The 25,577-nt window shown below is 38.2% G+C and carries 18 protein-coding genes; 6 read left to right on the top strand and 12 right to left on the bottom strand.

Features of this window, described 5'->3' with window-relative positions:
• Nucleotides 1–30 precede the first annotated feature (30 nt).
• Together WKK05_RS18300 and WKK05_RS18295 are read right to left on the bottom strand one after the other, a co-directional pair.
• On the bottom strand, nt 31–2,028 hold the full coding sequence (locus WKK05_RS18300) for a response regulator (protein ID WP_341524537.1): 1,998 nt from the start codon (nt 2,026–2,028) through the stop codon (nt 31–33).
• A gap of 8 nt (nt 2,029–2,036) precedes the next feature.
• Nucleotides 2,037–8,072, bottom strand: a complete 6,036-nt coding sequence (locus WKK05_RS18295) for an AAA family ATPase (protein ID WP_341524536.1) — start codon at nt 8,070–8,072, stop codon at nt 2,037–2,039.
• Between the two features lie 787 nt (nt 8,073–8,859).
• Here WKK05_RS18295 and WKK05_RS18290 point away from each other — a divergent pair.
• The 3 genes from WKK05_RS18290 to WKK05_RS18280 all read left to right on the top strand — a co-directional run bounded on the left by WKK05_RS18290 (nt 8,860) and on the right by WKK05_RS18280 (nt 10,197).
• Complete coding sequence (locus tag WKK05_RS18290) at nt 8,860–9,309, top strand: orange carotenoid protein N-terminal domain-containing protein (RefSeq protein ID WP_341524535.1); 450 nt, start codon at nt 8,860–8,862, stop codon at nt 9,307–9,309.
• Nucleotides 9,310–9,712: 403 nt separating this feature from the next.
• Nucleotides 9,713–9,874 carry a hypothetical protein gene (locus WKK05_RS18285; protein WP_341524534.1) on the top strand — a complete coding sequence of 54 codons (162 nt, stop codon included), beginning with the start codon at nt 9,713–9,715 and terminating at the stop codon, nt 9,872–9,874.
• Nucleotides 9,847–10,197 (top strand): hypothetical protein, encoded by a 351-nt coding sequence (locus tag WKK05_RS18280; RefSeq protein ID WP_341524533.1) that lies wholly within the window; start codon nt 9,847–9,849, stop codon nt 10,195–10,197. Before WKK05_RS18285 ends, WKK05_RS18280 begins: the two co-directional genes overlap by 28 nt.
• A gap of 47 nt (nt 10,198–10,244) precedes the next feature.
• On the opposite strand, the gene WKK05_RS18275 is transcribed toward WKK05_RS18280, so the two are convergent.
• Nucleotides 10,245–10,409 (bottom strand): hypothetical protein, encoded by a 165-nt coding sequence (locus tag WKK05_RS18275; RefSeq protein WP_341524532.1) that lies wholly within the window; start codon nt 10,407–10,409, stop codon nt 10,245–10,247.
• A 77-nt stretch (nt 10,410–10,486) separates the two neighbouring features.
• Between WKK05_RS18275 and WKK05_RS18270 the strand changes: the two genes are divergently transcribed.
• A complete protein-coding gene (locus WKK05_RS18270) occupies nt 10,487–12,004 on the top strand; it encodes a hypothetical protein (protein WP_341524531.1) in 1,518 nt (505 codons plus the stop codon).
• Between the two features lie 190 nt (nt 12,005–12,194).
• Here WKK05_RS18270 and WKK05_RS18265 read toward each other — a convergent pair whose 3' ends face one another.
• From WKK05_RS18265 to WKK05_RS18245, 5 genes are all read right to left on the bottom strand, one after another.
• Nucleotides 12,195–12,803: a hypothetical protein gene (locus tag WKK05_RS18265; RefSeq protein WP_341524530.1), complete on the bottom strand. Its 609-nt coding sequence runs from the start codon at nt 12,801–12,803 to the stop codon at nt 12,195–12,197.
• A gap of 75 nt (nt 12,804–12,878) precedes the next feature.
• The gene (locus WKK05_RS18260; RefSeq protein WP_341524529.1) at nt 12,879–14,228 is read right to left on the bottom strand and encodes a cytochrome P450; all 1,350 of its coding nucleotides are present in this window, start codon (nt 14,226–14,228) and stop codon (nt 12,879–12,881) included.
• 179 nt (nt 14,229–14,407) lie between these two features.
• Nucleotides 14,408–16,309, bottom strand: a complete 1,902-nt coding sequence (locus tag WKK05_RS18255) for a lipoxygenase family protein (protein ID WP_341524528.1) — start codon at nt 16,307–16,309, stop codon at nt 14,408–14,410.
• Nucleotides 16,310–16,743: 434 nt separating this feature from the next.
• Nucleotides 16,744–18,162, bottom strand: a complete 1,419-nt coding sequence (locus WKK05_RS18250; protein ID WP_341524527.1) for an AAA-like domain-containing protein — start codon at nt 18,160–18,162, stop codon at nt 16,744–16,746.
• Nucleotides 18,163–18,638: 476 nt separating this feature from the next.
• Nucleotides 18,639–19,346 (bottom strand): SDR family oxidoreductase, encoded by a 708-nt coding sequence (locus WKK05_RS18245; RefSeq protein ID WP_341524526.1) that lies wholly within the window; start codon nt 19,344–19,346, stop codon nt 18,639–18,641.
• A 288-nt stretch (nt 19,347–19,634) separates the two neighbouring features.
• Here WKK05_RS18245 and WKK05_RS18240 point away from each other — a divergent pair, with 288 nt between their 5' ends.
• Entirely contained in the window at nt 19,635–19,811 is a 177-nt protein-coding gene (locus WKK05_RS18240) for a hypothetical protein (protein WP_341524525.1), read from the top strand.
• A 458-nt stretch (nt 19,812–20,269) separates the two neighbouring features.
• Here WKK05_RS18240 and WKK05_RS18235 read toward each other — a convergent pair whose 3' ends face one another.
• On the bottom strand, nt 20,270–21,652 hold the full coding sequence (locus tag WKK05_RS18235; RefSeq protein WP_341524524.1) for a carotenoid oxygenase family protein: 1,383 nt from the start codon (nt 21,650–21,652) through the stop codon (nt 20,270–20,272).
• A 635-nt stretch (nt 21,653–22,287) separates the two neighbouring features.
• On the bottom strand, nt 22,288–22,542 hold the full coding sequence (locus tag WKK05_RS18230; protein WP_341524523.1) for a hypothetical protein: 255 nt from the start codon (nt 22,540–22,542) through the stop codon (nt 22,288–22,290).
• Nucleotides 22,543–22,876: 334 nt separating this feature from the next.
• Here WKK05_RS18230 and WKK05_RS18225 point away from each other — a divergent pair, with 334 nt between their 5' ends.
• On the top strand, nt 22,877–23,578 hold the full coding sequence (locus tag WKK05_RS18225; RefSeq protein ID WP_341524522.1) for a hypothetical protein: 702 nt from the start codon (nt 22,877–22,879) through the stop codon (nt 23,576–23,578).
• A gap of 230 nt (nt 23,579–23,808) precedes the next feature.
• Here the strand turns inward: WKK05_RS18225 and WKK05_RS18220 are convergent, their stop codons facing one another.
• A complete protein-coding gene (locus WKK05_RS18220; RefSeq protein ID WP_341524521.1) occupies nt 23,809–24,339 on the bottom strand; it encodes a hypothetical protein in 531 nt (176 codons plus the stop codon).
• A gap of 973 nt (nt 24,340–25,312) precedes the next feature.
• Entirely contained in the window at nt 25,313–25,492 is a 180-nt protein-coding gene (locus tag WKK05_RS18215) for a CopG family transcriptional regulator (protein ID WP_341524520.1), read from the bottom strand.
• Between the last annotated feature and the right edge of the window lie 85 nt (nt 25,493–25,577).

Below are 25,577 nucleotides of genomic sequence, written 5' to 3'. Positions count from 1 at the left end.
GATTCTTGCGAAAACTATTCCTCTGCCCCTTCAAAGGCTCGAATTATTTGCACTTTTTGATTTTCTTGATGCTTGGTAAAGAATAGTATGCAAAGTTTGCAATAATTCCTTAGTTGTGTATGGTTTAGCTATAAATGTTTTGATTCCAGCAGTCTTTACTAGTTGGTCGTTGGCTACTAGACCGCTGACAGCAATAATCTTGACAAGCGAATTAATTTTTTGCAAGGCGCGAATAGTAGTTGCACCATCCATTGACGGCATCATCATATCCATCAATACCAGATTGATTTCATTTTGGTGTTTCGCGTATAATGCGATCGCTTCAATTCCATCCCTGGCTGTAAGCACCTGATAATTGTACGTTTCTAACGTAAGTTTCGTAGTCTCAAGAATTTTGGCTTCGTCATCTACAACTAAAACCAATTCTCCATTTCCTTTAAACAGTTCAAAGTCTTCTGCTAACGGTGTTGTTGTTGCCTCAACTGCTGACAAGAATACTTTAAATTCAGTTCCTCTTCCGACCTTACTAGAGACGTTCACAAAACCACCGTGGCTTTTAATAATACCCCTCGCGGTTGAAAGACCTAAACCTGTACCTTTGCCAACATCTTTGGTAGTAAAAAACGGCTCAAATATTCTATCGACTATTTCCGGTTCCATACCAATGCCTGTATCTGCAACAGTAATCACAATATAAGAACCGACAGAAGCCTCAATATTCATTGAAGCATAGTGTTCATCAATCAACATATTCTCAGCAGAGATACTTAAATGACCGCCGTTTGGCATAGCATCACGAGCATTAACTACTAAGTTCATCAGCAACTGATGCAGTTGAGTAGCATCTCCAATCACAGCCCAGAGGTCTGGCTTAATATTTACAGAAAATTCAATCGATTTGGGAAAAGTCTCCTTAACAATTTGCTCAATTTCTGAAAATAGGTGATTAACTTGGACAATCATGCGCTTGCCTTCAACTCCCCGCGCAAAGTGCAACACTTGTTTAACTAAAGCAGCCCCACGTTTAGCATTAATTTCTATGGTCTTAAACATTTGTTGACTCCGCTCATCAGTATTGGGAAGTTTTAATTGCAATAGTTGCGCTGATGTCAAAATTGGAGTAAGTATATTGTTCAAGTCGTGTGCAATACCGCCAGCAAGTGTGCCAATGCTTTCAAGCCGTTGAGCGCGGAGAAATTGCCTTTCAAGTTGTTTTTTCTCTGTAATGTCGGTGTTAACAGTCAGAATTGATTGGGGTTGCTCATTTTTATCGCGCATCAGAGTCCAGCGGCTGGCAACAACAATCTCTTTGCCTTGTTTGGTAAGTTGATGTAATTCACCTTGCCATGAGCCAGACTCAATTAAACTTTCGTGAATTTTTTGGATTTGAGATAGAGTTTGTTTACTATAAAGAAGCTGATTAACACTTTTATTAATCGCTTCTATCGATTTCCATCCATATAGATTTTCAGCACCTTGGTTCCAAAAACGGATTTTTCTATTTAAATCTTCAACAAAAATTGCATCAGTAGTGATATCTAATAAAGCAGCTTGTTCGCGGATTTTTTGCTCTTTAAGTTTGCGCTCACAAATTTCCACTTCCAAACGCGAATTTTGCTCTTGGAGTATCTTGGTTAATTTGCTAAGCCTCAGATGAAGTTCGATACGAGCTAAAACTTCTTCGTGTTGAAGCGGTTTGGTAATGTAATCTACTGCACCAAGATTTAACCCTTTAACTTTTTCGACTGTTTCAGCAAGTGCCGTCATAAAAATGACGGGGATATCTTTTGTGATTTCATTAACTTTTAAACGCTGGCAAGTTTCAAACCCATCCATTCCAGGCATGAGTATATCTAACAAAATCATGTCTGGTGGGGCATATTCAGCTCTAGCGATCGCACTTTCACCATCTTCAGCCACCAACACTGTAAATCCAGCATCTGCTAAAAAATCGAACAGCACTTCTAAATTGCTGGGAGTGTCATCAACAATTAAGATGACACCTTTGTTATTAAAATTAATATTCATAAAACCTCTTAATAATTTTTGAGAAACTCTAATATCTGTTTCCCTTTAAAACTTTTAGCAAGGAGACGTAAATGGGTGGCAAAGGGAACTAATTGTCCATCTAATTCTGCTAATTCTACAGCTCTTTGGGCAATACCTCTTAGGTCGCCTCTCATTGCTAAATCTAATAAAATTTTAAGTTCTTCGGGTGGTGGAGCTACAAGTAAGTTACCGAAATTCACATCGCCAGAAGTCGCTGCTTTTACTTCTCCTTGAGTTTGTAGGAGCGTAATATTTGGCATTTCTACTTGTTCTTGATGACTCTGCTCCTCATAAACCCATTCTATTCCCAAATGAAGCCGTAATTTTTCTAAAAGCTCCGCAACCTGAACAGGCTTGGCAATAAAATCATCACAACCAACTTCTCGACTTTGCTGTTTATCAAAATCAAAAACGCTAGCCGAGATAGCAATCACTACCACTTCCTTAAAATCTGGTAACTTCCTCAAGCGACGGGTAGCTTCAAAGCCGTCCATGACACTCATCACCAAGTCCATCAAAATTACATCTGGCTGAAATTCTTGCGCTTTGTTAAGAGCGTCTAAGCCGTCTGTTGCTTCTAAAACTTCAAAGCCTAAAGTTTTTAATATAATGACTAAAATAGAACGATTTGCCCATTTATCGTCCGCTACTAAAACTTTTCGTTTAGAACCAACAAAACTGATAATATTAAACTCATTGGCATTTGGAACATAATTTGGTTGGGAAATCTCAGGTAAATCTAAATCTAGCCAAAAAATGCTGCCTTTACCTAAAGTACTCTTTACCTTTAATTCCCCACCCATCATTGCAACTAATTGACGGCTAATTGCCAATCCTAATCCTGTACCTTCAGTTTTTTGACTATTCTCACCTACTTGCTTAAAAGGTAAAAAGATTTCTTCTAATTTATCTGTTGCAATTCCAATTCCTGTATCTTCCACTTCAAACCGAAGCTTTTCCTGCTGATAGCCTACTTTGAAAGTTATACTACCTTTTTCTGTAAACTTAACTGCATTACTTATTAAATTAATTAAAACTTGACGTAATCGTTTTTCATCAGCTCGAATTATTGTAGGTAAGGTAGAAACTTGTTGATAAATTAAGTTAACTCCCTTTTGTTCGGCACGGATTTGGCAAATTTCCCCAATACTCTGAAGAAATTCTGTAAAGTTAAATTCTTTTGCTTCAAGCTCCATTTTCCGAGCTTCAATTTTAGAGATATCTAAAATATCATTAATGAGTGTCAGTAAGTGTTCACCACACTGATGAATGATGTTAACACCATTCTTTTGCTGTTCTGTTAAATTTTTGTCTTTTTGAAAGATTTGAGCGTAACCCAAAATTCCATTAAGCGGTGTGCGGAGTTCATGACTCATATTAGCTAAAAATTCGCTTTTTGCACGGTTTGCAGCTGCGGCTACTTCTTGCGCTTGTTGGCGTTCATGGATTTCTTTTTGGAGTTGCAAATTTTTCTCTTGCAACTCCAGGGTTCGCTCCTGTACTTTTGCTTCTAAAGTTCGATTAGACTCTTCTAAATTATTATAAAGCCGGGCATTTTCAATTGCGATCGCAGCTTGAGAGGATAAAAGTTGTAAGACTTCCAATCTCTCTGGTGTAAATGCACCAACGGTTAAATTATTTTCTAAGTAAAGGATGCCAATGAGTTTTCCTTGATTAACAATTGGTGTGCATAAAAGAGATTTTGGCTTGTAATTAATTATATAATTATCTGCTGTAAAAACGCCTTCATTAGTTGCATTGTTTAGTACAACATTATCATGAGTCCTTTGTACATAATTAATCACAGATATTGGTAAAAGTTGACTAAATTCTACAGGCGTCGATTGCTGCACGTTTATCTCATCTTGCCCGTAATCTCTTGAAGCTTCTATGAATAAACGCCCAGCTTTTTCTAAAATTAAAAATCCTGTTTTTGCACCAGCAGTTTCTAACAAAATTTGCATTAATTTTGCTAATAATTTGTCTAAAACGATTTCTCCAGAAAGAGCTTGAGAAGCTTTCACGACTGCTGCTAAGTCAAAAACTCCAGAATCACCTGTTGTAGAGCTAATTGTCCGATTCAACCCTAAATTTTTAGTTGTTAGATTCGGTATCTGAGAAAAAATATGAGGATAGCTTACTTCTAAATCTCTGACTTTTGCCATTGCTCCCCAGAGAATATATCCATAATAAGCATCTGTCAGATAGGTTTGAGCCAGCTTTTCTCTGCCATGCTCAAAATGAAACTTTGCTGCTAGTTCATTTGCTAGCGCTTCTTCTTGGATGTATCCTTGCTCCTTAGCTCCAGCAATAGCTCGGTCATAATATTCCATCGCTTGCCAATATTGACCTAATAATCGCGCTTTCTCTGCTTCTACCAAATCATACTTATGTTGAAAATTCATTGGAGCATGGGCTGCCCAATTTTGCATTTTTTCTTGGTTATTAATTATTTTATTTAAGATATCTTCTTGCTGTGTGGGTGATGATAATGGGTAAATTCCCAGTTGTGCTAAAGAATCATAGAAATAGAAGGTAGGCACAACCAAAAATGCTTTAACACCATCTAAATACTGCTCGGCTTGAACTGCATTTTCCGATGCTTCTTCATATTCTCTAAATAAATAACAAAGGATAAGTTTGTTAAGATAAAAGTATTGAAGTATAGTTCTAGCATTAGCTTTCTGAAGCAGCGGTAATGATTCATCTTCGTTGTATACTTCACCCAATAAATAGCATGGATTAACAGACTGTTTTTGCAAATTAATAACTGACTGGTGAAAAATTTTATTCCAAATTAAAGCGTTTTCCTGCTTTAGTTGAGCAAAGGCATCACCAACTGTTGCCATTTCTTGTTCAAGTTTTGCTAGTTCCTGTCCTAGAAAATATAAATGTTGGCATTTTTGTGCCGCGGCATAGCAACCATATTCAAACTGTCCGTTTTCCAGTCCGCTAGAGTAAGCATCTTCTAAAATTGGCAGCGTTTCTTTAGCATGGACTTTTCCATGCATTGTACACGCCCCCGCAACATAAAACACACTTGTTTTATGTTCTAAAACATTGAACCGTTCCACCAAACTTAAAGATAACTTGCCAAATTTGTAAGCCGAATCAATGTCCTGAATTATTCCATTTAAAAGTACACCGTAACAAACATAACCGTAGGCTGAGAAAGGTGCATTACCATATTTAATAGATAAATTGACTTGTTCACACACAACCAGTGGAAACAGGGTAGGTGCAGCTTGATAGGTAGGAGAACCCATACTCATTAACATCCTCATGGCTGCCAGTTTATCTCCCTCTATCATTAACGGTAGGTTAAGCAAGTCTTCAATACTCTTGCCAGTTAAATTTGCCGCCGTTTGAGATAGTGTTTGCTCAATTTCTGAGGCGCTAGGCGACTCTGGTAACTTAACCCCCAGCAGTTCCAGTGCTTGTAACCCAACCTGAAAAGCTTCGAGTTGTCTGACTTGCGCCATACAAGCTTGAATTTTGACCTCATAAACTTTCATTTTGTCTTTAGGGATTTTTGCCTGTTTTAGGACAACTGTTGCCCATTTTTCCATCTGCTCAAAATCACCTTTAAGGTAAGCTGTTTCTACTGCTGACTCATAGAGTACTAATGTCAATTTGTACTGATTCTGCCAGCTATTTGTTGCTAATAACTCCAAACCAACTTTTAAGTAACGTATAGCAGACTCATACGCTGCTGCTGCTTTTGCTTTTTGACCTGCTATGAGATTGAGTTCAGCCAATTCATATTTTTCTGTTTCTAAGATAAGTAAATTTATACCGTAATTTAGGTGATTAACTAAAGCAAATATGTTTTGTTTTTGTTCTTCCAGTACACTGTTTTTTAGTAGCAATTTGCCTATTCTCAAGTGAGTCTCATTTTTCTGGTAATTAGGAATAAGAGAATAGGCTGCTTGCTGTACTCTATCGTGTAAAAACTTATAAACTACTGTTAAACCTTCTTGGTTAATTGCTACTTCTTCTTCTTGATAACTGCTCAGAACAAGAGGAATTTTATAAGATTTATCTAAAGGTAAGATTAAACCTGTTTGTAAAGCTTCCCACAAATCTTTAGCTGTTTCCGACAAAGACTTTTGGTTAACAATACTTAAAGTATCTAAGGTAAATTTATCCCCAATACAAGCAGCTAATCTTAAAACATTTTGCGTCTTTGGCAACAGCTTCTGAATCTGACCAACCATCAATTCAACAACATTATCAGTAATTTCTATGTCTTTTAGCTGCTCAATATTCCACTGCCAGTAACCCTTACTAAAATTAAAAAACAATAAGTTTTCTTGATACAATGATTTAAGTAGCTGGGTTAAGAAGAAAGGATTTCCTTGAGTTTTATTAAATACTAATTCAGCTAGTGGTTGTGACTTTATATGATCAGCATGGAGGGTCTCACTAACTAATTCATTGACATCAAAAATTTGTAAAGGCTGAAGGACAATATTATTGACAGTTGCACCAGATTTTTTAATTTCTTCCAAAGTTAATATTAATTGATGGGTTGAATTAACTTCGTTATTACGATATGCTCCAATTAATAACAAATATTTGCTATCTATATTAGTCATCAAGATTTGGAGTAACCTTAATGAGGCTGAATCTGCCCATTGTAAGTCATCTAAAAATATTACTAGTGGATGTTTGCGCTGGCAAAATATATGAATAAATTGTTGAAATATTCGATTAAAACGGTTTTGTGATTCAGTTATTCCTAATTGAGGAACATTTGGCTGTTCTCCAATAATTTTTGCAATTTCGGGAATAACATCAATAATAATCTGACCATTTGCTCCTAAAGCTGTTAAGAGTTTTGTTTTCCATATAGCTATCTGTTCAGCATTCTCTGTGAGGAGCTGTCGTGCCAAGTCTTGAAATGCTTGAATCACGGAATTATAAGGAATATTTCGCTTAAATTGGTCAAATTTACCAGAAATAAAATAACCCCGTTTGCTGACAATAGATTTATGAATTTCATTGACTAAGGAAGATTTCCCAACACCTGAGTAACCAGTTACTAAGACTGTCTCAGCCGACCCCTGGCTGATTCGTTTAAAAGCATCTATCAAAGTAGCAACTTCTTTTTCACGACCATAAAGTTTTTGAGGAATGAGAAATTGGCTGTAGGTATCAAGCTGACCAATAATCAATTTTTCAACATGAGAAGAAGTTTGTAATATCTTGTATACAAATTCTAAATCTGCTTTTAACCCTAAAGCGCTTTGATATCGTTCTTCAGCAGTTTTAGCCAATAATTTTATGACAATATCAGAAACTGTTTGAGGAATATCTGTATTGAGTACTTTTGGCGAAACTGGTATTTTAGCTATGTGGCAATGAATTAATTCTAAAGGCTCAGTAGCTTGAAAGGGCAATTGTCCAGTTAGCACTTCATAGAAAGTAACACCTAATGAGTAAAAGTCAGTTCGGTAATCAATTGAACGGTTCATTCTTCCAGTTTGTTCTGGTGATATGTAGGGTAGAGTACCTTCAAGCAAATTAGGATTACTAACAATCTGACTTTCTTTTAACAAGCGCGATGATATGCTAAAGTTTATAATTTTTATTTCAGTTTTCTCTAGGTTAATTAGGATACTCTCAGGCTTAATATCTTTATGAATAATTTTGTTATCATGTAATTGAGCAAGAGTTGAAGTTAATTTAATAGCAATTTGTAAAAAATTACTTAATTTAAAATTGACATTATTAATAAAGTTTTTTAATGGTTCTCCTTCAAAATCTGAAAATATAAGCGCTACCCCATTTTGATAGCTTTCTAAGGCTAAGGGTTTAATAACTCCTTCTATATCCAAATCTCGGAGTATTTCATATTCATGTCTTAATTGAGCAAGTTGTTCTATAGTTGGATACTCAGATTTTATAGTTTTAATAATTACTAAGGTTTGATCTGGCTCCTTTAAAGCTCGATAAAGACAGATAGTACTATCGTCATAGATAATTTTGATGAGCTTATAATTAGTAATATTAATACTCATTTTTGTTTTTACTTGGTATGAGATGATTAATCATTTAGCTGGTAGTTTTAATATTGATGCTAACTTTTATATCTGTTTGGTTTCAGGAATATTATAAATTTTTGTCATATCTCTTAATAGTTAAACGAATACTTTGCCGCTTGACAATAAATCTATTTTAAAGGGAGCGGGCATTAGGTATACAGGCTAGGGAGTTAAGAATGGAAAAAATGAGCCAGAATACCTTGGTTCGTCTAACGAGATAGATTTTGATGAGGGCTAACTTTGCGACTTATGGGAGTTTTAAATTGAGTTAAGTACAGATATAGAGGTAGTACTCTACTATTATGTCAAATTTGATTTGATAGGTTCGTAGTTGGCGCTTTAGCGAAGGTAGCCCCAACTACAGACCGTGTATACTCTTTGATTTTGCAGTTGACAGGCTACTACTACTACCCGTATACCTCATTCAAATGAAGATTTCTACATGAGTCTAAGCTGTCACAACGTTAACTGATATTTTGCACCATTTTCAATAACCGTTTGAGGTTATGGGAAGCATTGCCTACCGTACACCAATCGCAATAAAGCGATTGGTGCAAGATGTGAATTTACATACATTGCAATAAGCTTTTTTGTAAGTAGCAATTTGAGTTATCTCTAATCTGTCTTATGCAGTGAATTGTAATCCTCCTTTAGTAGGTTCATCCATCTCTATTCATTCGTTAAGTTGTGTAAAGGTACTGAAAGTAAATTCTTTCAGTAACTCAGAAAATCAACAATAGTTTTAACTTGTTTGGAGTTTTCTATGACCTACGCACCTGATAAAGCCACACAACCTGCTTTAGAAATTTTTAAACGCTTTGATGTTGACACTCAGCTTGCTTTACTTTGGTTTGGATACTTGGATGTTAAAGAACAGCTTCAGCCAGCGCCTCCTGAAAGCGTAGAAGCTCCTGGTAAAGCGGTATTTGACCTAATCCAAAATTTGTCTCACGAAGAACAATTGCAAGCGCAACGTGACCTGCTTCAGGGCGCTGATAATGAGATCAGCAAGGCATATAATGCTATCAGCCCAAATGGTAGATTATACGTTTGGTTGCTACTGTCAAAAGGAATAGAGGACGGAAGTATTATCCCAGTTCCCTCTGACTATCAACTACCTAGCGAAACCGACGAATTTGTAGCAGAGATTAAAAAGCTAGAATTTGAGCAGCGGGTTAGTTTCTTGCTCAATGTAGTGCAAGAAGTACGTTAACGAAGTCTTGCAACTTTCGATGATTGGGGATAACAGAAAATAGCTTTCTTTAGCTAAGTTTTACCCCTTTTGCACTCATTTAATACTCATTAATTAAGGAATAACCCAGAGAATAAATATTTCTCTGGGTTATTCTTAAATTCAATATTTAAATACAGCGAAAGCAAGTTGAGCAATTATACAAAAACAAAGCCACTACTAAAATTTGGAATCGAAACTCCTCGAGCGAATCAAGTTGTTTTTGAAAGATATCGCTGTTCCAAGGGGCGCAACGTAGCTATAAAATCAGTTTCCACTACAAAGCTGTAATTGCAGATATCAGTTGCTTAGTTCAACTGCATTTATCTTTATAATACATATGTACTAAATTAATTAAATCTATGGCTTACAGCTATACTATACTATGCACGATGCGTCACAAGTAGCCTTGAAAGCAACTTCTGATATCGAGGCGTGGTTGCAGAGAAAATTAGAAACGATTAATGTGGTTAACGTTGAAAATGATCCAGTTTACCAATGCAGAGATATTGACTTAATTTGGACAACGCAGACAGGAGAGTCTTAATTGAGGTCAAAGGCGACAGGTGGGATAAAACTCGTAATTTCTTCTTTGAAACTGACAGTAATTTGGAGAAAGGGACTCCTGGCTGTTTCATGTATACTCAAGCAGAGTGGCTATTTTACTATTTTGTCAACACAGGTCAACTATACAGGCTACCTATGCCAAAAACGCGGGACTGGTTTTTGATTACCATGAAGCGTTTTCGGGAACGCTCAACTACAACATCAGTAGGAGACAGTCACTACACTACTGTAGGACGATTAGTGCCTATTACTACGGTAATGTTAGAAGTTCCGGGCGTTAAGATGGAGTATCTTGTATTGTAAGCAAGGGTTAAAAATAGAATGCAGACAACATAATCAACATTCTGGCTTTATTGGTCTGTATACTGAAAGCGTGCTGATTCCGTAAAAGCGATTAGCTTTACCCTAGCCCTTTGAGCGATCGCCGCTGAAGATTTATCTGTCAGAGGTAAACTGTACTTAATTAACAGTATCTTTACTTGGAAACTTACAGAATTATTAGATTCAATGTTCAATATATTGCATAATACTTTATTGAGCTTTTAGTTAGCTTCAATTTATTGTACGTAATTGAAATTGAGCAAAAGATTCTATGATTAATATGCCTAAGTTAAATAAAATTGACTTTTCAGTTTTGATTATTGTTATCACAATTGGTCTATTAAATTTACCTGTTCCCTTCTGGGGAGACCAAGCATTATTTACAGTCGGTGCTTCAGAAATGCACCGAGGAAAGTTGCTCTATCGGGATTTTTGGGATATTAAGCAACCTGGAATTTACTATTTCTATTTATTGGCAGGAACATTATTTGGTTTTAATGAGATTGGCATCCATCTATTTGAACTTATTTACATGGTGTTTTTCTCTATAATATTACTGCTGACCTTAAAAAGCTATTTTAAACATCAAGTAATCGCCAGCTTAGTACCTCTATTCACAGTTGGAGTTTACTATATTGTTTCAGGCGATCATCAATTTACTCAAGTAGAAGCATTAGTTGGTTTTCCTTTATTTCTATGTTTATGGCTGACTTATCAATCTTTTAAATATGAAGGAAAGCAAAAATTCATCCGGCTTTTATTTTCTGGTTTTATTGGAGGAATTGTTCTTATATTTAAATTACTGTTTTTACCGATATTACTTTCTTTTTGGATAGTTCCCTTACTTTATGCTGTATTAAAAAGTCGCAAAAGTTTTTCAAAGATTTTGCTTGAAATTTGCTGTCCTATTTCTATAGGAACTTTACTTCCCATTGCATTTGTGATCAGCTATTTTGCTTGGTCAAATGTTTTAGCCATTACTTATCAGACATTTTTAGTATATCCCCCTAAAATTGCTACTAACGCTTCATTTGATATACTACAGCTATTTTCAGGAACAAGATGGTTCATCCAAAATTTTTCACCGTTAATTGCACTAGCTGCTGTTGCAATAGATGTATCATTACGCAAATCTAAAAATTTACTGACATTGCTACTTTTTGTTTGGTGTTTGTTTGGATTGAGTGTTATTTATATACAACTTCAATCGCTATGGGAGTACCATTACTTATTATTATTCGTCCCTGTAGGGATTTTAGCCACTAAAGGATTAGATATATTGTGGCAACCTTTAAAAGAGTTAAGTTCTACATTAACTACAATTGTACTAATATTTTTACTTGTCTTCCCTTTATTATTCAACTTACAAGTTAAAAGTTTGGCACTGATTAAAAATAAATTTGCTTTAACTGAAGATAGGCGAATTAACTATCAGAACGTATTTAGAAAAGATTATTTCTCTCTTCATTCAGATGTTAAGTTTCTCTCTGACTCAGGAAGTTTATCTGGTGATATTTTTGTTGCTGGTGACCCCTCTATTTATTACTTATCTGGTCGTAATCAAGCTACTCCACTAAATACGTGGTCGCTTGAATTATTTCTGCCTGAGCAATGGTCACAGCTTCAAAAAGAGTTAGTTTCAATTAAACCTCCTTATATTTTTATTAGTAATGAATATATATCTCTAGTTAAACAAAAATCTCCACAAATTATGGAATTGATTAATCATAAATATAAACTTTTGTCTAAAAGTAATAAAGGTATTTGGTATATTTTAACTATAAAGTAAAATATCCAAAGTTAAAGCTAGACAGGTAATTTATCTTTACCTGTCTAGGGCAATAGTAGAAACTCAAAACGAGTGGTCTATAGTCATAACAATATGGGATGATAACTGTGGTAGATGAACAATAGTTTGGGAGTAGCGATCGCCTTTCCTCAGTCCAAGGGCTAAAAATTGTACTTCTACCTTTATTGGCTCATTTTCCCTTAACAGATGACTGCTCAAATATTGTATTAGCAGTATCATTTTGTGAGCTTTTTGCAATTACTAAACATTCGTTTGGCACTCTTGTAAGCATATCGTTAAAAGCAGGAGTATAGCGACCATATTCATCGACAACTCTACGGAGGGTATACTCGCCAGCTCTGGAAAGTCCACCAAACCAAAGGTTCTTTCTTTGCCAAATATCTCCATTATTAGAGTTTTTGTCTTGGGACATCGTGAAACTTACAATCCAGCTTGGAACAGGCACTCCCAATAAAAAAGGTATCACTTGCGCTTGCTGCAACGTTGCATCTTCAAACTGAATTTTGTAAGTTACCTGAAATAATTCGACTAATTGAAGTAATATCCAGCCAGAAATCGAGTTATGAAATGTCCACTGCAAGGGTGCAAAGACAGGAAGAAACAAGGTTTGATTCTGCGTGTCCCATTCTAAGTTGTACATTGTAATGCAAGTATCTGGAAGCGGATTGCCATCCATAAAAAACACACCCCTTAAAACTGCTGGTAGGTTTGTTGGTGTGATTGGGAGCATCCAAGTTGCAATATTATTGAGTTGCTTTTTTTCGATTGATTCAGCCATACTACTTGGTAATTCGTAATTAAGATACGCTCAAATAGGCAAAATAGTTACCGACTATTGGTTCTTGACTATAGCTCACACTCGTTGAGCAAAACCTTGTAACACTAAATCATTAGGGGTAACAGCAGTCACTTTTTCAAAATCCCACTTTACATCTGTAAATGAGTTCCATTGATATTTTTTGAAGAGATAGAAACAGAATATTTTGATGAAACCAATCGATAAGGATTTGCCAGGACAAGCCCGTTCATGCCCTTCGCCATTCCAAGATAAAATATCTGAAAAATCACGCGTTAAGTCAAAACTATCTGGATTGTTGTATCTAATGGCATCGTGATTAGCCGTAAAGATAGAACCTAGCAAACGCGTACCCTTTTGAAATGGGCATTTTTGCCCTGCGATCGCAACTTCGCCCGACTCTGTGGCCAGCTGGCTCACAAATCGCACAGGTGGATAGAGACGAGCCGTTTCTAGAATCACGTTATTAATCAGTGATGACTGTTCTAGAGCATTTCTGTTTAGAGATTCCTTTCCATTCCAAACAGCATTCAGCTCTGATATTACCTGATCTCTTAAGGCATTATCCAGGCACAGAACCCCAATAACTGAACCCAAAAGCGCACTCGTGCCGGCAGTTCCGGCGATATGAATCATATCAAAAAGGCTGTTAGCAATCTGGTGTTCGTTCAGCTGATACTGACTACCCGTTTGTAGGTAAGATGCCCATTTTGGTGATTGTTTGTATCGCTCAATGAGATGTTTGCGATGGCGAATGTTTGGTGCTGTTTTGATTGCCAGCAGATACTTGCTAACGAAATTTGGTAAGGAAGCCAGAGGCAGACCTTTAATGTAGGTACGCGATGCGATGATGTCTGCTTCAGATAATGAGATATCGAAAACTATCTCGTGCAAAATCTTCAGCAATATTTTTGGCAAATCGTTGCCGATATGTAACTGTCCCTGTTGGGTAGCTTCTGTTAAACTACGCTCAACTAGATGCCCTAAAACGTCTGCCTTTTCAGATGGTTCTGGCAAAGCTTGAAAGAACACAGCACGAGCTCCTGTGTGTTCATTACCATTCATCCCCAAGCTCAGGGGATTGTCGAGTAGATAGCTAGGGGCTAACATTCTGATGATACCTAAATCATTTCCCCGAACTTGCGGCTCGGTATACATAAGTTCCTTCACCTGGGAGTGAGAGGAATGCATAATCGCTTGGTCTACCGCAAAATATTTGTCTCCAAGATTTTCCTTACGAATATAAAGAAAATCTCTCCATGCCCCAAGCATGATGATGGCATCCATGTAATAGACAACCAAGCGGAGAAGCTTGCCAATTGGAGTGTTATAACCTACTTTGGCTAAAATAGGTGAGAGCCAAAGCTGGCGATCATGAGCTTGGAGTACTTTATCTTTGAGTTCCATAATGTTCACTTTAGTTTAGTCATTTGTCGTTGGTCATTAGTCACTTGTACTGAGCGACCCGTGCCGACTTGTGCCGAGCGCAGCCGAGGTATTTGTCAGTAGTTATTGTCCTCCCGTCTGCCCCCTGCTCCCTTGCCCTCTTCTCCCTTGCTCCCTGTCCCCACTCCCTATTCCCCAATTCAAATATTAATGCTCTGAGGAATTTTGGAAGGAAGCAGATATTCATAGGTTGGGCGGTTCAAATTGCGCTGGTTAATGGTTGCTTCCACCTGCTGGAGATTGCTCTGGAACGTCTGCAACAATGGTTTAACCTGCGGATCTTTAAAGTATCCCTGTGGATACTCACCCAGCCTGTTGTAATATACAGAGCCAAGTAAACTGAGCAGGTTATATTGCCGTTGCGCCTGATCCAAGGGTGCGAGCAAATTCAGGTAGTCTTGCTCACTAACTTCTCCTTTGAGGGTTGAGGCTGGCGAATAACCTGCCATTGGTAAGGCTGCGGCATATCCCATTAAATCTTTCTGGGGAAAGTTAACGGCAGCGTGTTGAGCGCTGGCTGTGAAAATAATCAGCGTAGCGGCATCAGCTAGATATTTTCGCGTCTTGATACCTCCATCTTCACCAAAATCTGAGACGCGACCACCATTGTAAGCTTGGGCTTCGGCTGCCCACGCCTGAAGGGCTGCGTCTTTCTGAATATCCTCATCTTTAGCGTAGTAAAGTTTCAGATAGTCCGAAACCCATTGATAAATGGCATCCCAAACTAACAGCGCATCATCGCGGTAAGGATAAACTGGCAGCAAGTTAGGATCGTCTACACCGCGCTGCTTGAATTGCTTGGGTAATATCGCATTATTGAAGCTATAGCTTTGTAAGCCATACACTGCTAAAACCCTAGAATTATCAATCGTCGATGAAAGCAATCTATCGACCCCACCACCAGGAGCAATCAGAATCCTTTGGGCGGCATCGTTAATCGCTAAAGTATTCTCGAAATGGGGACGCAGTAGCAGACCCAGGGGATGATTGAGTGGCAGCTGCCGATAGGTTGACATCACAAAGATACCAACGAATAGGTGCGTTCGAGCTAGGTGGGTGACGGGTTCGTGAATGTTGGCATCTGCGATCTGGACAACTGTTTTGGCAAATAGCCAAGCGTATTTACCAGAGTTAGGGGTAATGATGGGGTAATCTGGGCCTGGGGTTTGGCCACATTGAATAGCTATTGGACGCAGTAGACGGGTGGGGTCTGAGCCTTTAGGTAACGCAAATAGCGCTAGGGGAGCATAGAGATATTTTTGTTCGTGTGGGTATGTGCCGTTGAGCGCACCGTCTAAAATTTTATAGTCTGTAAGGTAGAGTCTGCCTTCCTCTCCCGCTGCTGCTAAAGAATCGTCATTCCCCATTACTGCTTGATAATGCTCGTCTTTAACTGGGAAGCGAACTGACCAGTCACCAGGGCTAGTTACCCGCTCAATGATCACAGGATTGTAGCCAGCAACTCGCATATATGCAAACACTTCATCTTCTTGGAAAGTTTTGCTAATAGCTGGTACGCTAATCACCGGAAACAACTTTTCGTAGTCATTCAAGTTGTTGGCGTGTCCTGTGGGTTGTCCTTCATACAGCAGCTCAATCACTCGATTTAGAGAATCTCTAAGAATCATGAGTCCGTTTTCCCTAAGCAGAGAAAAAAACAGATCGTCGAGTTCTCTTAAATCTTTAGATATTCCTTTAATCAGAAACTGAGGGAAAATTTGCAGAAGTCTAGCAATGATGCTGATTCGAGCTGGTATCGCTCCCTTGAGCAATGCTTCGAGGACAAACATAATCACATCATCACGGATCGATTTAGAACCGCGATTACCTCGGTTGGTAACTAGTGTATTGGCAAAAATAAACCGTAACTGCTGAGCCACTAAAAAATACCAGTTACTGGTGAACCGATCCGCATCTGGAAGCTGATCCACCATAGCTATAGATGGAATATGGGTGTAGTTATATTGATATTCCTGCTTAGCTATGTCTAGGTTATGAGTGATTGGGAGACTTATCGAATTATCTTGTGATGAAGCCGTCATAGACACTTATAGCGTATAGTGGTTCGAGGATAACTTCAAAAGTCAACCGAAAGAAGACCTCCTTTAATTTTTTTATTAATGAGGTTAGTGGGCTGGAAATGTTTATGAGTTTAACAGTCTGTAGCTACAAAGATTTGAGTAAGCTAGAAGTTATCTATAAAATAAATATTAAATTCTGTAGGATGGGAAGCTTAAGCGAGAAGAGTAAAGTAGAGAATATAAGACTTACAGCAGTTTGCAAGTTCATGAGGTATATCTTTTCAACTTACTAACCAGATATAGAGCCAATCTTACTTCTGCACAGCAGTTGCGTCAAGCAGCAGAACCCTTTCTGTGCTAATCTACCGTACTTGATATTACGTAAAAATCGCTCTATCCCAACATCAAATTGCTTGGATTGAATAACTCAAAATACCCTTGATTAGAGAATTTGGTTAAATAATTGTAGAGAGTTGTTTTAAAAAATAAGCATGGTAAAGCTGGCAACGCGGTAGAATGCGATCGCCTTCAAACCGAATTAATCCCAAACTGTCGAGCTTATATACTTCAACAGGATCAATATAAACACTATGGTTTGCCCTGAGAATAAAGGCATAAGTCTGAGCCAAAGTAGGATTTTGTTGCAGCTTTACCCAGTGTCTCCACAAATGATAGCGATAAATACCACCGTTGGCGATCGCTTCCTGTATTAGCTCTTGTAGAGTGATTTCCTGATAGCAGAGATAATACAAGCTAATCTGAATCAGTGCTGGATGACCGCCGACGAGTGAGATTAGTTGTGCAGATTCTTTTTTGGAAATCCAGTCAAGTCCATACTTTTGAGCTAAATTTTCTACCTGCTGCTGAGTAAATTCTGGCAACCGAATAGGTAGTCCGATATTAAATGGGGAGCGGTTAATATCCAACGTTAGATAATTTTCAGTTGAGTAAACCACTACTAGCCTGAGCTTGTGCCAATTGTCATTTTCTCGTGCTTCCTCGCACCACGAACGCAACAAGGCAAAAAACTCCTGAGCAATTTGAGGATGTTCAAAAAAGCGGTCTACTTCGTTCAACACCAGAACCACTGGAGTTGGACTGTGCTTGAGTAGATAGTTCTGGAAGTAGAAACTGCAACTTAACTTACAACCTATCTCTTGATCCCATTTTTCATCAAGCTTGGGGTCAATGCCTAACTCTGTTGCTACTCGCCAGCACAGACAACGCAAAAGTTGATTTAAGTTAGTCAGACAGTTGTCATCTATTTGGTAGCAATTGAGAGTTGCTGTCTGATAGCCTTGCATCTGTGCAAAAGCTAACAGTCTCAGCACCAAAGAACTCTTACCCATCTGTCTGGGGGAACGAATCCGAATCACGCAGCCAGGCTGTGTTATTTCCCGATAAATCAGTTCCTCAATCGGGGGACGTTCGATATAAAAGGGAGAATCAAGAGGTACAACTCCATCTGGGTATGACCAAAGATTTTCCAGTTGGTCACGCTGTTCGTTAAAAAATGAGTCCTCCCATAAGGATACAGAATAATTTTCTGGTTCTCTCTCTAAATTTACCGAGACCTTTTGCAAAGTCTTAGCATTATTTGATTCATTCAATATGGCGTAGTCTTCCCTAGTTAACTCCAGGTTAAAAGCACTAAAGCATAATCTCAATGTTTTTTGGTCTATGCTTGCATTCAGCGACCACAATCTACTCAGCGTTCTAGTAGAAACATTCATGCGAGTGCTTAGTTCGTTCAAAGTAAAGCGCTCACCATTGTTTTCTACAATCTCTACTGCCACAACCGCTTCTTGTAACCGCTTGAGTCCTGCAAGAGTCAGCATAATTCCCCGCTGCCTCTTACTTTTAGATTGCTTCATAGCGCTAATTGTTAACCTCTGTTTTTGTTAATTTGCTTGATATTATCTTGGTTTTTACCTGGTGCTACCAGTTAGTTAACCGTTACTAAACTGTTTGCAGAAGGTTATTCAAATTTGATACAGCTAAATTTTAAATTTTGAAATTAGAAATCACATCTGTTAGTGTACAGCAGATATACGTTAAGCAAGCGTTTTATACAAAATCTCCTACTTTTCCCACTTAACCCACTTTTTTATCTAATAGGAAAACCGGGTAATCACTTGTATCGTGTATTGCTAAATACTTGTGTATCACTTAAAGTGGTAATAAGAAAACTAATTATCAACACTTAAGTATAATTTGCTACGTTGTATTTGCTATGTACCCTCTAAATCAGCTTTTTTAATGTAACGCAGACATCTGCTTATTATAGCTATTGCTATATGTGTGCAATACACTAGCCCTGTAATCAAGCACAGCTATCTAAAATCCATATTCACCAAGGTAAGGGTTTACCATCTCGAAAGAAGCCGCCCGTCGGGCCATCAGCAAGGAGAGTTGCTGCCCACACAATGCCAGCAGCACCGTCTTCAACAGGACGTCCTCCTGAACCACCCATTTCTGTTGCCACCCACCCTGGACACACAGAATTGACAAGGATACCAGTTCCTCTAAGCTCATCAGCAAGCATACGGGTGAGAGCATTAAGCGCTACTTTCGAGACACTGTAAGCTGGCGTCCCACCACTCATGTTAGTTAACGAGCCTGCTCCACTAGAAACATTGACAATTCGCCCATGCTTGCTTCGCTGCATCAGGGGGATGAACGCTTTGCACATCCGCCAAGCCCCAAAGGTATTGGTTTCGAGAGCTTCGTAGACGATATCAAAGTCGGGAGCGATCGCTTGTTGCCAAGTGTCATAGAGGATGCCAGCATTATTGACGAGGATGTTTAGTTGCTTGAATTGCTCTATCTCTACTACCAAACGATCAATGCTGTCTTGCTCCGTAACATCCAGTTGGCGAGCCAAAACCTCAAGTCCCTCCTCTTTGAGGATTTCGGCTGCGGCTTCCCCCTTGGAGATATCACGCGCTCCCAGGATGACTGTTATACCCTTGTTCGCAAGTTGCCGTACAACTTCCAGCCCAATCCCGCGGTTGGCTCCCGTCACGAGTGCTACATCCTGTATTTGCTTCTCGGTCATTGGTTTACTTGGCTGAGAATAGCTCCAGTGTACAGTGAGGCAAAGATAGCTCTTCCATTACAAACTGGAGTGCTTAGTTTATTGTATATCTCAAGGTCTTACCTTGCGCTTTCGTATAACTTTTGCACTAAGTACTGCGATCGAGTACTAAAAATTAAGTTTAGATACTAACTAAGGCCATAGCCTGCAAGTTTTTTTATATACCTTTTTTGATAGCCCTATAGCTAGATGTAGTTTCTGAAAATTAAAGCAAACTAAATAATATAAAGCATACAAAATAAAAAAAGCATGAACACTCAAAGTCCTACAAATTCCAACAATAGTGGGTCTACTTTTCAGCAGCAAGAAAGCAAAGAGGCTCTCGATAAAAAAACCTCTGTACAATTTGGGCTGAGTCTGTCGTTGGGAATTATAACAATTATTCTCGTAGCAGCCACAGCTTACTACGGACTCGTCGGTTACTAAGTTAAAGAAGAGGATGTAGGAGTGAAGAGTTTTCTGGCCATGTTTTTCTTTTTGGTTTAGATGCTCACAGCATTTCTATCTAAGTCTTGCTCAAAAACACTCCTCTACCCTAATTCGCCCCCATATAGCAACTTGAAAGTTAAATAATTAGTCATCCTGCTTAAAAGTTGCATAGTTATCATTTGAGGTTAAACCTGTAAACCCTCTGCCGTCTCAATAGGTAAATTAAAAACACAATAAGTAGGTAGATACAAATAAATTAAAGCTCGTAGTTGCGCTTTAGCGCTAAAGCGCAACTACAAACTACAAAGCATCTTCAGTTTAATTATGTCTACTTACTTAGCTTCTAGCAGTCCTATCTAATTTGTAAAAAAGATTTGTAGTGAATAAACCGCAGAGACACAGAGAACACAGAGGAGGAGAAAACAAATTTTTATAACTAATTTATAATTGCTATATTACACCCCTACACTTCTATTTATCTGTTCTTCAGAAACCCAAGTACCGTGAAAACCATAGGGTACGCGTTGAGGAATTAGTACCCGTGCCACAGGTTCATGAGTCAATTTTTGGGCATCAACTACCACTAATTCAGAAGCTTTTGAACCCTCATCATAAACAAAAGTAATTAGCCAGCCATCGTCTTCATTAATCGCATTTGGGCGTGGTACAAACACAGCCTCACCACCATAACGTCCTTGCCCAAAATCATGAATTTGGGAGTTGCCAGTGCTAAAGTCATGCTTAACTAAACCTTCGAACAGAGGTAGGGAACTGTTGGCCATTTTGCCCACGTAGCCATATCGGGTTTCCCGCCCCAAAAGGTTTTCATTGATTCGGGGAAATTCCACAGGCATATCGTCTAACATCTCCTCGCGGACTAATCCCGTCTTGAGGTTAAATCGCCATTGATACAGGTATGGGATATCTGCGTTTGAATTTGATTGCAAAACACTAGTGGAACTCATGCGACAAGCAATCAGCACCACTTCGTCCCCTTGTTCATAAGCGTTTAGGGTATGAAAAACGTAGCAAGGCGGACTATCAAACCAGCGAATATTGCTGTTATCGCCATAACGTGGGATGATACCAAAACGACTGGAGCGATCGCTCTCAAACATCAGCATAGGTTCTCCACGTTGTATACGTTCTGGGCGGAAAGACAGCGGCAAGTCCATAAAAATCGTGTAGTTTTCTGTGATAGCAAAATCGTGCATCATCACAGCTGTGGGTAGCTCAATTGGTACTGTCCGCAACAACTCACCCGCTGCTGAAACTATACTGTATTGCAAGTATGGTGGCATGAACGAATAGCCAAAGAACATCATCTCGCCTGTAACTGGATCTATTTTAGGATGGGCAGTAAAAGCCGAAACTAGCTTACCATCATAGGTGTACTTGCTAATTGTTTCCAGCTCGGGAACCTTAATAGCATGGGGCGCACCACCTTCCCAAAGTGCCAACATCTGTCCACCATGCCAGACTAAGGCAGTATTAGCGGTATTTTTGGATATCCCCTGATTATCCATTTGTGGTTCTAACAACCCACTCCCGATAGCTTTACCTGCTTCATATTCAGTTTTCCATCTTCTTGTCTGCACGTAGTTATTACGATAGATGGCTTTACCGTTGTTAATCCTGGCACCATGCAACATCCCGTCTCCATCAAACCAGTGGTACTGGTCTATAGGCGGCCATTGAGGATTAGGCCCATTTCTAACAAACATTCCCGATAGGTCTTGCGGCAATTCCCCAATTACTTGTAGTGTATCAGCGATAATTTCTTCCCGAATCGGGGCAAAGTTACCATCAAGATATGGATTAGCTACTGTTTCTACCATGATTATTTTGTCTTATTTATCAAGAAATAGAGGAGGCAGTGGGTTATACCAATTAGAAAAAAGAATGCAACAAATAGTCCATTTGTAGAGACGCGATGAATCGCGTCTTCACCCAAGGATGTGTTGCAACCATTAGTTGAATTGATATTAGTTCGCCACGCTGCCTCACTAAACGTGACATTTCGTGCAATTGGTCAGGAATTCAGAATAACCACTAATCAATTCTAAATTCTGTTTTAAGAATCGTACTTTCATCAACAAAGATGATAGCGTTGCTTAATCAAGATATCAAATTACCCAATCACAGTTATTTAACGTGAGTTCGATGAACCTCTCCCTTCCAACCTCCCTCTCCGAAGCGGAAAGGGAGGAGCAACGAAAAAATCATCGTTTTACTCCCCTCTCCTCCTAGGAGAGGGGCTGGGGGAGAGGTCAACATAGCACTCGTCGAACTCACGTTTATTTAACTCTTATTCTTTGCTCCTACTCTGTGAGTTCCGCCTTAGCGGTATGCGTGAAGCAAAATCATACTCTCAATCAGCAACGCCAAGATTACAAATTCTTTGTTACACAAAATGTGGTTGATTCAGGCTGTATCCTCACTGCTTGCCGGGGTGTCTTATTACTATCGAGCCTTAAAAATCATCCAATCTGACATCCTTCCAAATATCAGAAACTTTCCATCCTGAATTACCGACAGATTCAATCACAGAATGATTACTAAGTGGGATATAGTTATGCTCTCTGACAAACACTTTTTCTTGGTTTGTATTTGTCACTGTTAACTCTTGAGTATTAACAGTATCGGCTCGAAAGCTTTGCTCTTTTGGTTGCCCTGTTTTTTTGATATTCCTGAGAACGGGCTTCTCAACTTTTTTTACTAGTTGCATAACACTGATTTGAACTTTTAAAATCTGCACAATGAAAGAAGGCAGATCAGTTTACTTTTGTTATTCGAAGGGCAGATTACTGACATAGACATAGAATTAAATCGATGCCCTTATTCACTTATCATGCTTTACTAAGGAGAGTTTATACAAGTAGTTAAAACAAGCACTAGAAAGTTCGGTTATCTGGACTTTCAAATACTCACCGAAACAGTGCTGAGTAAACGAAGGATATGAGTACTAATTGCAATGGCTTTTTGGTTCTATGCTGCAACTTTAGTCTTTTTTACCTTCTGCATTATGAATTCTTTTTTAACCATCTTCCAGAGACAAGCTGATGAAAATAATTAAAATTGGTATTATTGGAGACTATAATCCAAGCTCTGTAACTCAAGTGGCAACTGACAAAGCACTCCAAGATGCAGCATTAACCTTGGGTATTCAAGTTAAATCTCAGTGGATACCAACAGAATCGCTGTTGGAACCTGATAATGTCAAATTCTTGGAACAATTCGATGGCGTCTGGGGCGCACCTGGTGACGTTCGTGTTCTGGAGGGTACAATTCGAGGTATTCAATTTGCACGGGAGCATAACATTCCCTACATTGGAACTTGTGCAGGATTCCAATATGCAATTTTGGAGTTTGCTCGTAACGTGCTTAATATCAAAGATGCAACTAGTGCTGAATTCGAGCCAAATGCTCAGAGTTTGGTTCTTACTTCACTTACTTGTGAAATAGCTGGAAAGCACATGATAGTGAACATTCAGCCAAATACAATAGCTCATCTCCTTTATAGCAATAGCACAACTATAGAAGAACATTTCTGTCACTTTGGTATTAACCCAGCTTACCGAAGTGTAATCGAAAAAGCTGGATTGAAAATTACCGGATTTGACCAGAACAATGAACCCCGCATTTTCGAGTTATCTAACCATAAGTTTTTCTTAGCGAGCTTGTTTGTGCCACAGACTTCCTCAACACCAAAACAGCCACATTCGCTCATCAAAGGTTTTTTACTTGCTAGCCTAGAAGCTTAAGCAGCTTTTTCTGAAAGATATTTACAAATAAAATATTGTAGGTGTATCATGCCATAATACTCTTTTTTAAAGACATTTGATGATTCTCAAACATCACGCACGACCAAAAATTTGAAGAGTTAAGATAATCGTTTGAAAGTCTATTTTATACTTTATAATTTAACACTTCGGTTACGCTCAGTGTTGAAGCTGAGCTTACTTATGCTGAGCGCAGCCGAAGCTTCAAGATTTTATTGCAGTTGAGCATTTTGACTATCTTGGTCAGCAAGTTTAATAGACTGAGCAATAATCGCAGGCTTGTTTATATACTTCGTGTAGTATTTTTCTTCTAAATTTAAACTAAATTCTCGCTCAATTTCTGGAAGTTTTAATTGCCGAACTTCACCAGTAACTTGAACTTCTATATTTTTGCCAATAGGCAGATCGAAAGGTACACCTGAAGCGTTCACAACTACTATAGAGTTATTACTAAATAATTGTTTATCATCTACCGTGAAAGAACTTAGACCAACTTTCTGAATAGGTTTGCTTTTAATTGTTACAGTTTTACTCATGAATTCATCAGGATTAGTGACTAGTTCTGATGTGCTAGTAAGCTGAGGAGAATTTTTTGGATCTTCGACGTTAATGATGCCAGTTTTAACCATTGCAGCCATCATAACTAAAGTAGCCATTATTACTAAGTCCCAGCGTCCTTTATTTCCACTACTATTTCGGCTAGTGGTATTTTGTTCAGACTGGTTTTTATCAAGTGTATTCATGCCTGTAAAACTCTAAAAATTAGAGTGATTAGTAATCTGATTAAAAGGAAGCAAAATTTTCCAAAACTATATAAATAAATTATTTACATAAATTATTTACATATATTTGGCTACATTTTATATTAAAGGTGATAGATAATAGCTTCTTCTAGCTTAAGTAATGAAATTTAAATAAAATAGAAATTATTGACCATACTATAGGTAGAGCTGAATACCTTCGATAGTAAAGTTTTAAGTTTCAACAAAATCTTACTTTTGAGAAGTCTACTCTTTGTTTTGCCTAAATTTCTGGTTACGGAAACTGTCTTGTAGGCGTATACAACAATCCTGTCTAATTTGTGAGAATAAGATTTTAGAATTGAACCGTACAGAGAGAGGAAAAGTCTGAACGCCGATTTTAAGCCTTAGCGCTAGAACCTCTCAAAGTCCCGTACAGTCTTTTTTGAGGTATATACTAAAAAGCGGCTCAATCACTCTGGCTGATCATTTCGGAAGGCGAGATTGAAACTAGCGTAGATATTCTAATTGCTACAATAGCGATCGCTTATATTTTCTACCAAGTACTAAATCTTTTAAAGTGGGTTATTAAAAATTGGTAAAGAAAGATACTTAAGTTTTTTCTAAACTTAAGTATCCGTTAATAAAGTCACCATATTACCAATAGACTGGTAATAACAGCTTATTTGCTTTCAACAATATTGGAAATACATATTAAGGTATATTAATAGTATCTCCTGAGTTGGATGCAAAATATATATATCTATGCATTACAAATTTTAGTTTGCTATTTTCATTTATTTTTGTTCTCACTACAATTCCAAAACGTACTACTCTCAGTCTTACCGATTGAGTTAAGTTATCAACTTTTAACTAGTACAGCACGGCGTAAATAAACCATCCATTGAGAATGCCTGAAACCTTTGTGAAAACGTAATTATGAATTACGCGTAGCGGTACTAGTAGTAAACCCTAGTTATTGAGAAGAGTGCGAAATCTCAGATACTTCCTTTAAGTCAACATCAAGACTCCGCAGCAATTCTCGAATTACGTCAGTTGCTGGTCTTCCTGTGTTTGCACAGTAGCCTTCGAGTTTTTTGATCTCTTCTACTGTGAGGTTGACCGTAAGTCGTTTAACTGCCCATTTTTTATTCATAATTACCTTTGACAATCCCGTTTGGGGGTAGTATGTACTTGAATCATCTACTAGTTATATGTACTGCACATATATTAAGTTAATG

The sequence above is a fragment of the Nostoc sp. UHCC 0302 genome (assembly GCF_038096175.1).
Taxonomy (GTDB): Bacteria; Cyanobacteriota; Cyanobacteriia; order Cyanobacteriales; family Nostocaceae; genus UHCC-0302.
This window is presented reverse-complemented; position numbering and strand designations above follow the sequence as displayed.